Origin of the sequence: Paenibacillus lacisoli, from assembly GCF_030580655.1 — a bacterium.
In the GTDB taxonomy this organism is placed as follows: Bacteria; Bacillota; Bacilli; order Paenibacillales; family Paenibacillaceae; genus Paenibacillus; species Paenibacillus lacisoli.
Map to the genome: position 1 here is coordinate 59,035 of NZ_JAUQTB010000013.1, position 13,775 is coordinate 72,809.

The 13,775-nt window shown below is 48.2% G+C and carries 7 protein-coding genes; 6 read left to right on the forward strand and 1 reads right to left on the reverse strand.

Features of this window, described 5'->3' with window-relative positions; translation table 11 throughout:
• Positions 1-453: 453 nt before the first annotated feature.
• The 3 genes from Q5741_RS17565 to Q5741_RS17575 all read left to right on the forward strand — a co-directional run bounded on the left by Q5741_RS17565 (position 454) and on the right by Q5741_RS17575 (position 6,070).
• Positions 454-1,482 carry an agmatine deiminase family protein gene (locus Q5741_RS17565; protein ID WP_305025425.1) on the forward strand — a complete coding sequence of 343 codons (1,029 nt, stop codon included), beginning with the start codon at positions 454-456 and terminating at the stop codon, positions 1,480-1,482.
• A gap of 74 nt (positions 1,483-1,556) precedes the next feature.
• Positions 1,557-2,432 (forward strand): N-carbamoylputrescine amidase, encoded by an 876-nt coding sequence (gene aguB, locus Q5741_RS17570; RefSeq protein ID WP_305025426.1) that lies wholly within the window; start codon positions 1,557-1,559, stop codon positions 2,430-2,432.
• Positions 2,433-2,587: 155 nt separating this feature from the next.
• Positions 2,588-6,070, forward strand: a complete 3,483-nt coding sequence (locus Q5741_RS17575) for a PAS domain S-box protein (RefSeq protein WP_305025427.1) — start codon at positions 2,588-2,590, stop codon at positions 6,068-6,070.
• A gap of 128 nt (positions 6,071-6,198) precedes the next feature.
• On the opposite strand, the gene Q5741_RS17580 is transcribed toward Q5741_RS17575, so the two are convergent.
• A complete protein-coding gene (locus tag Q5741_RS17580) occupies positions 6,199-9,468 on the reverse strand; it encodes a S8 family serine peptidase (RefSeq protein ID WP_305025428.1) in 3,270 nt (1,089 codons plus the stop codon).
• Positions 9,469-10,019: 551 nt separating this feature from the next.
• On the opposite strand from Q5741_RS17580, the gene Q5741_RS17585 reads away from it, so the two are divergent.
• The 3 genes from Q5741_RS17585 to Q5741_RS17595 all read left to right on the forward strand — a co-directional run bounded on the left by Q5741_RS17585 (position 10,020) and on the right by Q5741_RS17595 (position 13,771).
• Positions 10,020-10,757 (forward strand): glycerophosphodiester phosphodiesterase, encoded by a 738-nt coding sequence (locus tag Q5741_RS17585; protein WP_305025429.1) that lies wholly within the window; start codon positions 10,020-10,022, stop codon positions 10,755-10,757.
• A 203-nt stretch (positions 10,758-10,960) separates the two neighbouring features.
• Positions 10,961-11,893 (forward strand): manganese-dependent inorganic pyrophosphatase, encoded by a 933-nt coding sequence (locus tag Q5741_RS17590; RefSeq protein ID WP_305025430.1) that lies wholly within the window; start codon positions 10,961-10,963, stop codon positions 11,891-11,893.
• Positions 11,894-12,127: 234 nt separating this feature from the next.
• Positions 12,128-13,771 carry a glucosyltransferase domain-containing protein gene (locus Q5741_RS17595; RefSeq protein ID WP_305025431.1) on the forward strand — a complete coding sequence of 548 codons (1,644 nt, stop codon included), beginning with the start codon at positions 12,128-12,130 and terminating at the stop codon, positions 13,769-13,771.
• The last annotated feature ends 4 nt before the right edge of the window (positions 13,772-13,775 follow it).

A 13,775-nucleotide genomic window follows, 5' to 3' on the forward strand; every position in this document is an offset into this window, starting at 1 on the left:
CTATTTCGATAAAATTTTTCGTTAACATAGAATTAATATTGCGTTTACATTGTTGTGAATACGAATGTATGGATTATAAATGTCGAATATTGTACGGAATTAGCCTTGAATGTCGATGTTAATCTGATAATGTGAGTAAATATTACATAATACTAAAAAGCGTTCAAGCTTTAAAGAGACATAGTGAAGCAGGCTAGGTAAAATCGGTTAGTATTCAAGTAGAAATAAGCCGCGGATTGCTAAGAGGGAAGGTGCTGCGAGGGAATTGAAGGTAAACCTTTAATATTTGCTTTCAATTCTTTTTCTGCACCTCAATATATTGTATGATATTCAGGGGTGCCGGACTGCCCATAGGGTTTCTATATGGTTGCCCTTTGAGAGACTTGTCCCAAGTAGGTATCTGGCTGCTGTGAAAGCCGCAAAATTTATCGAATAAGAGAGAGTTGATTATAGATGAATCCACAAGCTCTACAATATACAATGCCTGCGGAATGGGAGAAGCATGAGCGTACCTTTCTCTCCTGGCCTGTTCAGGACTCCATGGTATATCCGGATGATTATGAAGACGTATGTCAGGGGTATACCGAACTGGTCAGCGCCATTGCCGAATTTGAGCCGGTTACGCTGGTCGTTAATCCTTCCGATCTGGAGAAGGTACGTCCCTTGTTCAAGGGTCAACATGTTGAATTGCTGCCGCTGGAGCATAACGATGCCTGGCTGCGTGACAACGGACCGACATTCGTGGTGAATGCAGAAGGTGAACGTGCAGGTATTAACTGGCGCTTCAACGCCTGGGGCGGCAAATATGAGCCATGGGATCTGGATGATGCTGTAGCACCTTATATTCTTGAAAAGCTGAACATCCGCCGCTTTGATGCGCCGCTGGTGATGGAGGGCGGCTCCATCCATGTAGATGGGGAAGGAACTCTTCTTACGACAGAGGAGTGCCTGCTCAACCCGAACCGCAACCCGGACCTGACACGTGAGCAGATTGAAGAACAGGTGAAGATGCATCTGAATGTCAGCCAGATCATCTGGCTGAAGCGCGGATTGAGCGGGGACGAGACCGACGGCCATGTCGATAATGTTGCGTGCTTCGCTGCACCGGGTAAGATCATTATGCAGGTATGCAATGATCCTGCTGATGAGAACTATAAGATTACACAGGAGAATCTGAAAATTCTCCGTGAGAGCAAGGATGCCCGGGGCCGTGCGCTTGAAGTGATTGAGATCGAACAGCCGCCGCTAGCCATGCACGAAGAGAGCCGGCTGACGCTGAGCTATTTGAACTTTTATTTTGTTAACGGCGGCCTCATTCTGCCTGTTTTCGGCGGAGCCGCTGAAGAGACAGACCGCAAAGCGGCTGAAGTGCTGCAGAACCTGTACCCGGAACGCAGGATCCGTACGATTAACGGTATGGCGATCATCCGTGAAGGCGGGAATGTACACTGTACAACCCAGCAGCTGCCTGCGGGTAAATAAAGAAGATCAGCGGGGCAGAGTGCACCGCTTGCTATATTAAAGAAATTCAATATTGAAAGTGAGGACAACTTTTAATGAGAAATGTTAAAGTAGCGGCAACCCAAATGAGCTGCTCGTGGGATATTGACGATAATATCCGCAAAGCGGATGCCCTGGTCAGACAAGCAGCAGCCGAAGGCGCACAGATTATTCTGCTGCAGGAGCTGTTTGAAACACCTTACTTCTGTCAGAAGGAGAAGGCGGACTACTACCAGTATGCAACGGAGCTGGAGAGCAACAAGGCGATTCAGCATTTTAAACAGGTGGCCAAAGAGTTAAAAGTAGTTCTGCCGATCAGCTTTTACGAGAAAAAAAACTATGCGAGATACAACTCGCTTGCGGTGATTGACGCCGATGGCGAGGTTCTGGGCCACTACCGTAAGAGTCATATCCCGGATGGCCCGGGCTATGAAGAGAAGTTTTATTTTAATCCGGGAGATACCGGCTTTAAAGTATGGAAAACACGTTATGCCAAAATTGGCATCGGCATTTGCTGGGATCAATGGTACCCCGAAGCGGCCCGCTGTATGGCATTGATGGGAGCGGAGCTCCTCTTTTACCCGACGGCAATCGGTTCTGAGCCGCAGGACGGTTCCATCGATTCCAAGGATCACTGGCAGGCCTGCATGCTGGGTCACGCCGGCTCTAATCTCATGCCGGTTATTGCTTCCAACCGTATTGGCTTTGAAGAAGACGAGGATTCCCAGATTACATTCTATGGTTCTTCCTTCATCGCAGGGCCGCAGGGCAACAAGGTTGCTGAAGCAGGGCGTGCGGAAGAATCGGTGCTGGTTGCTGAGTTTGATCTGGACGCGCTGGAGACACAGCGTATCGAATGGGGTGTCTTCCGCGACCGTCGACCGGATCTGTACAAAATGATTACATCCTATGACGGTGAAACTCTCGTCTGAGAAGGGGCCGCCGTCCAGCCCCGCCGCTGCTGAAGCAGCGGGGCTTTTTTTATATTCTGTTTTACTAAAATCAGTAGTTTTTAGGGAATGCGGATACCTAAGGAACTGGGTAATATTACTCCATGCATGTGTATTGTTAAGGAGGCAAGTTGAAGATGAATTCACCGGCAGACAAATTGGCTATGCTCGAACATATCTTGGATCAAGCGCCGATCGGCATTGCCGTGATTGATGCAGACAGCGGGAGCTGGCTGCGGTTCAATAAAGCTTTTTACTGCCTGCTGGGCTATGAGGAGGGGGAGCTGAGAAATCTGTCCTTCGCTGAATTGGCTGCCGGAGATGAACCGGACTATGCCCGGCTGGTGGAGAACCTGATCCAGTCACCGGAAGCGGTACAGACTATCGATAAACGATATATTCATCGGAATGGTCGTGAAGTATGGGTACGGCTGCAGCTGTCCCTTTTGGTTGCGGAATGGCCGGAAGAGCATACAGGCCGGCTGCTCGCCGCGTATGCCCACGATATCAGCAATGTAAATACAGCGCCTTCTGAGGATAATCTCGAACGCGATATCTATATGATGTTCCTGAAGGATGACAAGGATATTATTACGGTCAGCGGTCCGGATGGAATTATCCGTTATGCTTCACCCTCTGTCAAACATTTGCTGGGTTACGAGCCTTCCGAGATGGTGGGAACACATCGATCGCTGTATTACCATCAAACCGATTCGCGGGAGATGGGGCAGCCCGGCAAGTTATATTCGGAGAGTGACATTTTCACACGGCGAGTTCGTCACAAGGACGGTCATTATTTGTGGTTTGAGACATCGTTTCATGTGGAGTACAGGCCGGATGGCGAGGTAGACCGTATTGTTGCCATGGGACGTAATATCACGGAACGCAAAAAATATGAAAATCAGCTCAACCAGGCGCAGCGTGTAGCCCAGGTCGGTTCCTGGCGGTATGATCTGATCCGGAACGAGGCGACATTCTCTGCAGAGCTGCAGCGGTTATTTTCGGGACAGTTGGCCGGGTTTTACAGTGACCTAAGCGGATTTTTCAATGTTGTTCACCCTGAGGACCGGGACTGGATCACACAACGGGTGGAGGAAGTCATCCGAAATGGAGATGCGGGTGAATTTACCTTCCGGGTACTGGTGCCGGAACAAGATCAGCTGTATATCCATTCCCAATGGGAAGTTGCACGTGATGAGCATGGGCATGCCATCGAGATGGTCGGCATGATGCAGAACATTACGGACCGGGTACTGCTGGAGAAGCAGCTTAGAGAGAGTGAACGCAACTACAGGCTGATCTCGGAAAATTCGATGGACTTCCTGAACAGGACGTCGATTGAAACCCATACTTACCTCTATTGCTCCCCTGCTTGTGAAGCCATTTTAGGCTACAAGCCGGAGGAAATGGTGGGCACCCATTCACTAAGTTACGTACATCCGGATGACCTTGATGACCTTGTGGAGTATGTTAATCGGATTGAGCAGCAGGAGACTCAGGCCCCGGTAGCATACCGGTATCGTCACAAGGACGGCCATTATGTATGGCTGGAATCGAACAGCCGTTACATTTACGATGAAGACGGCCGTCCGCTGGAGATTATTTCGGTAGCCAGGGATATTACGGAGCACAAGCAGTTCGAATTCAGGCTGCAGGAGAGTGAACAGCGCTATAAATCACTGTTTGAATATAATCCGCTTGCGGTTTACTCTATGAACCTAGATGGAGATTACCTGACGGCAAATGCTAACCTGGAGCGGCTGCTGGGGTACTCCCTGGAAGAACTGATCGGTATGTATTATGGCCTGGTGGTTGCCGAAAAGGATATCGAGAGAACTAATTATCATTTTACCCAGGCTACTCTCGGATATCCTCAGAATTATGATCTGACGATCCTTCATAAAGACGGTTACCCCGTTGAGATTAACACCATCAACATTCCTATTAAAGTAAACAATGAGGTTGTTGGTGTGTACGGCATCTCCATGGACATCACGGAGCGCATCCGTTACATCGAGCAGATTGAGAAGTTGAGCAATGAGTATACGCTGATTCTGAATTCAGTTTCGGAAGGGATTTTTGGACTGGATCTCGAGGGGAATGCCACCTTTATCAATCCTGCCGGATCCGCCATGCTAGGTCTGGGCCCGGATGAGCTGCTTCATGATCCTTCCTACCTGCAGCGGATTCAACAGACACGTCTGGACGGAAGTTCCTACATTGTGGACGAAAGTCCGCTGCTGTCCGCTCTGCGGGACGGTTATGCTTACTCCAGCAAGGAGGCCGTATTCTGGCGTAAGGACGGCTCCAGTTTTCTGGCGGATTTCCAGGTTACCCCGCTCTATGATAAGGGGGAACGTAAAGGGGCTGTCGTGGTCTTCCGCGATGTCACTGGTGAGAAGGAGATTATCCGCGCCAAAGAACTGGCCGAACAAGCTGACCGTGCCAAGTCGGAGTTCCTGGCGATCATGAGCCATGAGCTTCGTACACCGATGAATGGTGTAATTGGTATGACCAGTCTGCTGCTGGATACCGAGCTGTCTGAAGAGCAGCAGGGGTATGCACGGATTATTAATGAGAGCAGTGAGGCCCTGCTCCATATTCTCAATGAAATTTTGGATTTCAGTAAAATTGAAGCAGGCAAAATGACGCTGGAACAGGAACCGATTGATTTGCTGCACCTCCTGGAGACAACTCTGGAGTTATTCGCACCTAAGGCTGCGGAGAAAGGGATTGGGCTGTCTCTTGATTATGGCAATGATGTGCCGGAAGCCATTACGGGAGACAGCACACGCCTTCGCCAGGTACTTGTTAATCTCATTGGTAATGCGGTGAAGTTCACAGATGAAGGTAGGGTGCAGGTAGCCGTTGAATCCCTGAGACCAGCAGATGGCAGCTGCTCTAACCTGCGGTTCAGCGTTCATGACACAGGGATCGGTATTGCTGCCAACCGCCAGAACATGCTATTCCAGTCCTTCTCGCAGCTGCACCCTACGATTAATCGGAAATATGGGGGGACCGGGCTAGGTCTTGCCATCAGCAAGCAGCTGGTAGAACTCATGGGCGGGGTCATTGGTGTGGAGAGTACGGAGAACGTCGGCTCTACCTTCTATTTTACGCTGCCGCTTTCCGGTTTTGCATCTGAAGAGGAAGAGGGAGCACCCCTGGCTGATTTCACAAGTGAACGAGCCGATGCCGAAGGTATCGATGAAGGGAAAAAGAGAGAATCTTCACTCTATGGACCGCTCCGAATATTAATAGTCGATGATCATCCGGTGAACCGGAAATTACTGCAAACGCTGCTGCAAAAACGCGGATATACCCCGGATTCGGTAGAGAATGGAGAAGAGGCTGTTCAGGCGGTGTTAAACGGCACGTATGATCTGGTACTGATGGATGTGCAGATGCCTGTCATGGATGGTCTGATGGCGGCCAAAAGGATCTGTGAAAAGCTTCCTGCAGAACAGCGCCCCTTCATTGCAGCTGTCACGGCTTTTGCCAGGGTTGAAGATCGGCTGCAGTGTGCAGAGGCCGGTATGGATGATTTTATCAGCAAGCCGATCCATGCTGCAGAGATTAACCGTGTGCTGCTGAAGGCGGCCAGCCGTATAGTTCAGTGATGACGGACATATTGTGGTAGAGTAAGGTTAACCTCGCTTCAAGGAGACATAGTCAATCGAGGTTGTATATCATAAATAAGCAAAAGAACGCAGTCCTCATAAGGGCTGCGTTCTTTTGTCTGGTCTGTTTATTTAGAGCGGGTGCCGATTGTAAAAGTAACAGGAACAAGTTCGTATTTAGAAGGATTGGCTTTGGATGTAATTTTAACCGTTAAGGTGACATTCACTGCTTTGGTTTTTGGGATTTTTTTGAGTATACCTTTACTGTCTACATAGGAACGTTCACTGCTCTTTGTGACTTCATACTTGACTCCATCCGTTTTGGGTAATGTAAGTACCTGGCGTCCAATGACGCTAGTGTTGGTTATTTTCGGGTCAAAAGCAGCCGCGGCTTTGTCAACCAGCTCGGATTCCAGGTCTGCGACACGGAGGGAAGCAAAGGCGATATAACCCTCGCCGGAAGATTCACCGGTAGCCTTATCAACATATTGAGCCTGAATCATCAGCTGATATTGACCTTCAGGCAGAGATTTAACGATATCTTTACCTTTTCGGTCTTTCTCGCCGTCTATATACGAAGTATCTACTTTCTTAAAAGTGTACTCACCCGGCTTGAGCAGGGACAGATCCTTCTTCGAGATGGAATCCATAACGCCAACCACTTCATCATCCAGGTTCAGTACCAACAGATCAATGACATTAACATCTTCAGCAGTCAGACGGAAGGAGACATTAGTTGTCTTTTGATCACTCTTAGGGTCTGTTGAGATTAGGTTGTGAGTCAGTTCTACATCTTGTACGCCGAGTCCGTTGTCAGGAAGCTCGTTGCCGACATGAACAACGAATGGCAGATGGAGTGTCGGATACCCGGCACTTTCAAGTACAACTTCACCTTCGTACACGCCTTTAGCTGCACCGGACTTCGGAGAGACAGCCAGGTAGAACGGCGTCTGCTCGTTAGGACCAGCTGTGATGGTGCTGTCGGCATTCAGACCGTTTAATTGAACGTTAATGTTACGAACATCGGGTGTTGCCACAGGATCGTATGGATTCGACGTTACTTGATTGTGCAGATCAATATGTGCCTTGTACTGCACGCTTTGACCACTTTTGTTGCTTAGCTGCAGCTGCTTCTTAGCCGTGCTTCCTGCCTTGAGAACCCCAAAGCTGATAGAGGAACTGTAATTGGTAATATCCTGAGGATTCAGGTCTTTGTCCAGGATAGTGATCGGATCGACGGCTTCCAGCAGGGCAGGGGTCTCAATGGCGTTCGCAATATCGACACGTCCCGCTCCTTGAGAATAGACATCATACAAGGTTCCTGTGGCATCATGGATGGTATCCGATGTGTTGGCCAAGGCAGCTCGGATATCCATCGGCGTCCAGTCCGGATGCTGCTGCTTCAGCAGCACGGCCAGGCCGGCCACATGCGGTGTTGCCATACTGGTTCCGCTGATGCGGTTGTAGGCGGTATCGTACGATATACCTGGATTCTGTTTGCCATAAGCAGGCCAAGTAGACAAGATGTTTACACCAGGTGCACTGACATCCGGTTTAATGCCGAGGCTGCCGTCCGAGTTTGGCCCTCGGGAGCTGAAGGATGCCATTTGATCACCCGGGTCTTGTGTCAGTGGATAGTCACTGCTGAAAGCCAGGCGGAAATGAATATCCGAATTATTCAGCAGACGCTTGGCGAGTGCACGGCCTTCAGAGCCTTTCATATCAAAAGCAGGGATAAAGTCGAAGCTGTCACCCAGATAAGCAGTGGATCCGATAAATCCGTCACGTCCGCTTACCGAGCTGCTCAGATCGGCTTGTGATGGATTGGAGGCGGAAGCATTCCCGTTAAAAATAACAGCTGCAACCGCTCCATGTTCTTTGGCGATCGCTAATTTATCAACGAATGCCAGTGTACCGCGGGATACCAGTACCACTTTTCCTTCCACATCCTTGCCGGCATAATCCTCCTCTTGTCCAAGATTAACGTAGACCGAATCCAAGGGATTTGTACCCAGAACCGATGCGAAATTTTCTTTGCCAGTCTCCCATCCCATAACATTGAGGTCATAAGTAGCCTGGGTAGCTGTTGGAGGGGCTTCAGGTTCATAAGTGGCAGTCGCGACAGATGTACTGTCGGCATACGTATCCGCAGTTACAGAGGACGCCGGCGATTCCACATAAGAAACGTCGCTGACCTGCGCTGTGTAATGATTGCTAGGACTTGTTACAGCACCGACGGAAATAGCGAGCTGTGAGGAGGCTGGTGCGCCCATCGTGTAGTAATATTGCGGCGGGGCTTCATCCGCTGCGTTGCCGTTGGCTACAACGGCTACAACACCGCTAAGTACCGCATTATTGATGGCAATGGAATCGGGTGAGTTAGGGTCCTTCACAGAATCCGATCCCAGCGACAGGTTGATGACCTGCATACCATCCTTGACAGCACGTTCGATCCCGTCGATCACCTGAGCTGAGGATCCCGAGGAACGGCCTGTCACATCGTTACGTCCGAGTACTTTATAGACGTGGAGTTCGGATTCGTACGCGACGCCTTTTTGTACAATACCGGAAGAAGGATTCGTTCCACGGCCGGCAATAGTGCCGGAGACGTGAGTCCCGTGATAGGTACCGGCGAAGCCTTCTTCAGGAACGGGTGGTTCCTCGTATGGATCGTTATCTTTATAAAAGGAATCATAGCCATAATCGCCGTTCTTGAAGGCCCCTTTTAAATCTGGGTGCTCGTAGTCTACACCTGTATCGATGACACCGACTTTGATGCCTTTGCCAGTCAATCCCTTGGACCAGGCAGCATCTACACCGATTTGTTTGAGCGGAGCGATGTCAAAGTTAGGCTGATCACTGCCATTATTCAATTCGCCGATTACCGGAATGGAGTAATAGACGGCATTTTCGTACACCGATTTGACGCCCGGCAGCTTGGCAAGCTCCGGAATTTTATTGGCTGGCACGGTTACCTCTACACCATTAAGAACAGTATTGAATTGATAGTTGATTTTCAGTGGTATGCCTTGGGCTGCTGCTCGGCTCATGAAGGTGCTCTGTTCGGATTGAATAGCTGTCGCTGTGGATTCTGCTGCAAAAGAAGTAATGCCCATTCTGGCGGCATATTTGCCGACAGCCACCGGCTGGTTGCTGAGCTGGACAATCACGCGTACTTCTTTGCTAATCGTTGTATTGAGCTTGGGTGAGATGAAGGCTGCGCTGTGAGCTGGAACTGAAGCATCGGCTGTGGTAGACCCGGTTCTGTTTAGCGCGCTGGTAAGCCTCTCACTTGATATGTCGGCAGCTGCATACGAGCTTGGAAAAACGGGTGCCGCAAGGAGAGCCAGTGCTGCGGATGCAGCAGTGATTTTTCGGAATAAATGGAATCTTCTCAAATGGTTACCCTCTCTTCTTTTAGAATTTAGTTGCGACAGCAAGTATAAATATCGCTTATTTACGATTTGAGGGATATATTACCATCCGTTTATATGAATGACTATAACTAGTTTTAAAGAGATAGAATGTGATATAACATCAATCTGCCATATGCTTGAGAGTCCATAGTCAGAGGCCGGGAGGGAAGTTTCAAAAGTCTCTTTTTTAAAACTTACACGACTAGGCTGAACAGCCCGCTTCTAAAGAATAAGAAGCATCGAATTAAACGGGACCCAAAATTGAAACTGTTTCGCAAGTCCTTTTTTTGGCAGAAAGGCGGTTAGAATAGTCGCTTTCTTCGCCAGAACAATGTCGATGGATGAAAAGCGAATGTTGGTATCCCTAGAATATGAATAGTGCTAAAGAAGGATCTTTTATTTATACACTAATATATTCCATTTTTATGATAGAAAAGCTTATTATTTCAAAACGGAGTTAACATGACACAAATAGTAGGCAGTTATAATAGGAGATAGCATTTAAATAATTGTTATCCCAGGAGGGATTGGCCATGAACAGAGTGGTTAACTTTGCCCACAGAGGAGCATCTGGTTATTGCCCGGAAAATACTATGGAAGCTTTTGAGCATGCTCTGCAGCTGGGAGCCACCGGTATTGAAACGGATGTGCAGCTGACTAAGGATGGAAAGCTGGTACTGATCCATGATGAAAATCTGAAAAGAACGGCAGGCAGTGACAGGATGGTACAGGAGTTGACGGCTAAAGAGCTGCGTCAACTTGATGCTGGATCTTGGTTTGGAGAAGAATTCCAGGGTGCACATATTCCCCTTCTGGAAGAACTGCTGGACCTTGCTTCGCAAAACAGCGTGATCCTTAATCTTGAGCTGAAGAACAGCATGATTCCTTATGACGGAATGGAGGAATTAGTAATTGAAGCGGTCCGCAGCCGCGGTCTTGAGGAACAGGTTGTTATTTCGAGCTTTAATCATTACTCGCTCGTGCGTTGTCATCAGCTGGCGCCTGAGATCCGGACCGGTATTTTATATATAGAAGGTTTGTACCGTCCCTGGGATTACGCCCTGTCATTGGGAGCCACAGCACTGCATGCTTACAGCAAAGCGGTTCAGCCTGAATGGGTACGGGAAGCGGCAGTATCAGGCTTGGTTTACCATCCGTGGACAGTCAATCAGGAAGAGGAAATGAAAAGTCTGCTGCAGGCCGGGGTAGCGGGGATTATTACAGATTATCCTGATAAGCTTGCACGCCTGCAGGGAATTCACCAGGTGTAATGGATTGGATCAGAGAGCATCTGCTTTATGCAGATGTTCTTTTTAGTTTTTATTTGCTGCAAACATACTTAAGCTCCGATTCCACGCCTGTACAATTAATGTTATAATCGCTATGGGTTTAATCGAGAATACGGGATTGATAGAATCACAAAATTCTATTGGTCCCTGACTACTACTACTAAGATGAAAAAGGAGCCGAAGAAATGGGAAAAACTTTGATTTTCGGACACAAAAATCCGGATACAGACACGATTACCTCTGCAATCGCTTATGCTGTGCTCAAACAAAAACTTGGCGTTGATGCAGAAGCGGTACGCCTGGGCGAAGTAAACGGCGAAACCCAGTACGCCCTGGATTACTTCAAGGTGGCTGCGCCACGTCTGGTGCAGAACGTATCGGAAGAGACCGACACGGTGATCCTGGTGGACCACAATGAACGCCAGCAAAGCGCAGACGATATCGATCAGGTGCGTGTAACTGAAGTTATCGACCATCACCGCATCGCGAACTTTGAAACGGCCCATCCGCTGTACTATCGTGCCGAGCCAGTCGGATGCACGGCTACGATTTTGAATAAATTGTATAAAGAGAACGGCGTAGAAATTCCGAAGGAAATCGCGGGTCTAATGCTGTCTGCGATTGTGTCGGACTCCCTGCTGTTCAAATCCCCGACCTGCACAGAGCAGGATGTGGCTGCGGCCCGAGAGCTGGCTGAGATTGCTGGTGTCGATGCGGACAAGTACGGCTTCGATATGCTGAAGGCAGGCGCTGACCTGAGCCAACATTCCATTGAACAGCTGATTACACTGGATGCCAAAGAATTCTCCCTGAACGGGCACAAAGTTGAGATTGCTCAGGTTAACGCGGTCGATACCAATGATGTGCTGTCCCGTCAGGCTGAACTGGAAGATGCTTTGTCCAAGGTGGTGGCGGAGAAAAACCTGGATCTGTTCCTGTTTGTAGTCACAGACATTGTGAACAGCAGCTCCATCGGTCTTGCTCTGGGTTCCCAGGCTGCCGTAGTAGAACAAGCATACAATGTACAGCTGACAGACAACAAAGTGGAGCTGAAGGGTGTTGTATCCCGTAAGTCCCAAATCGTTCCTGTCCTGACTGAAGCATTCAACAAGCTATAAGTATAGGATATGTAACCACAAGGACTGCCGCGAATGCCGTTAAGGTGTTCGAGGCAGTCTTTTTCTATATAATAGCTGATTTATTTTTCCTTTATTTGGATTGAGGTGTCCGTTAGGATGAGTTATTCTGTTAAAGATTGTAAACAGCATTAAGGGAAGGTTGGTTAGATGGTTCAGGATCAGGATCGTAGTAGATTACAAAACGAGATTAGAAGTTTCTATTATTATGTACGAATGAACATTTGGACCGTCGGATTACTGGTATTCGCAGTCTTGTTCGCGTATGGTTTTGCAATGACGCACTACACCTTGTCAATTGATGAAGAAGTTGCCCTGGAATTGGGCTCGCAGTACAGCTGGAGCGGACAAGGGCGCTTTGGGATTACGTTACTGAAGGATATTTTTAATTTTTGGAACACCAATTCCGTAACAAGCACACTGTTGGCTGTAACTTTGCTCTCCATATCGGGCCTTGTGTGGGGATACAGCTTCCATACGACAAGAAGTTATAGGGATGATCAACGAATGGATGCTGCAGGTTTAATAGCTGTGCTTTTATTTGTGACATTCCCTGTTCATGCTGAGAATGTCGGTTTTTCTATGATGAGTTTTGAGCTGGGTATTGGCTGGGTCGCTGCAGCCCTGGCTGTTCTGTTTACTTTTAGATGGGCGGTACGGCAAGCGGGCTGGGGTTATTTTTACTCAGGGCTTCTTCTAGCCGCATTGGCAACGTCAGTATATCAAGCTTTTCTGCCAGCATTCGTCATGGGATTAATCATTCATATGATCCTGTACCTTATGAAACAAGATCAACAAAAGAAAGCAATGGGTTATAAGCAATTTTTACATATGGTGATAAGGAATGCAGCAGCTGCCGGAGGGAGTCTGATAATATACAAAGCAGCTGATTATACCATCCAATGGTTTGTCCCGGCTTCTGGCTACATTGAGAACTTTATGGCATGGGGTAAAGAAGATCCCAGCGTGATCATTCATCGCTTAATTACATACTTTACAAGTTTATTCACAGGGAAAGTGATTTATGGGAGTTTTCTGCTGCTGCCAAGTATTCTGGCGAGTGCAGCACTCTTGATCTATTACATATGGAGACTTATAAGTGGCCGTAACGAAGGGAATGCCGGACTGCTGGCGGTATGTCTTACAGCATTTATACTGATGCCTTTTGTGCTGTACATTTTATTGGGAACGGTTGTGCCGATACGTGGTAATTTTGTGTGGTCGCTTCTCGTAGCGTCGGTTTGGATCATGGTGTACTCAATTATTCGGCTTCCATTCCTCCACAGGATAATACTGACGTTGGCTGCATTCGCTGTATTTCACCAGTCCAATGCAGTAGCCCAATTGTTCTACGGTGACTATAACCGCTATCAGGAGGATGTGAGCCTGGCCCGCCAGATCAGTTCGAAAGTGAACAATCTTAATCTTGGTGAAGTTCCACAGGAACCGGTAGTTTACGTGGGTAGTCACATTCAAGCTGAACATCATGGAATTAAAAAACAGGAAGTGTTGGGATATTCATTTTTTGAATGGGATGGGGGGAGTCAGCTTCGAATACAGGATTTCATGCATGCACTTGGATATTCCTTTAACGTTCCTACAGAGGAACAGAAGGCCGAGGGTACGGCGCTCGCTGCCAATTTGCCGGTATGGCCGGAAGAGGGGGCTGTTGCCAAGATGCATGATCTGATTATTGTTCATCTTTCTGCATCTCCGGACTGGACAGGAATTCGACTTATGGATAACCCGCCCAAAGAGACACTTCAAGCTGCAGCTGACATACCATTTGGTTCTGACAACGTAACTTATTCGAAAGATTTGAATGGGGAAAAGGGATTAACCACGAGTTGGAGCTCCTAACTGG

Excerpts from the sequence above, each read along its gene's own strand:
- Q5741_RS17565 (WP_305025425.1), top strand. The coding sequence starts at position 454 with ATGAATCCACAAGCTCTACAATATACAATGCCTGCGGAATGGGAGAAG.
- aguB (WP_305025426.1), top strand. The coding sequence starts at position 1,557 with ATGAGAAATGTTAAAGTAGCGGCAACCCAAATGAGCTGCTCGTGGGAT.
- Q5741_RS17575 (WP_305025427.1), top strand. The coding sequence starts at position 2,588 with ATGAATTCACCGGCAGACAAATTGGCTATGCTCGAACATATCTTGGAT.
- Q5741_RS17585 (WP_305025429.1), top strand. The coding sequence starts at position 10,020 with ATGAACAGAGTGGTTAACTTTGCCCACAGAGGAGCATCTGGTTATTGC.
- Q5741_RS17590 (WP_305025430.1), top strand. The coding sequence starts at position 10,961 with ATGGGAAAAACTTTGATTTTCGGACACAAAAATCCGGATACAGACACG.
- Q5741_RS17595 (WP_305025431.1), top strand. The coding sequence starts at position 12,128 with ATGAACATTTGGACCGTCGGATTACTGGTATTCGCAGTCTTGTTCGCG.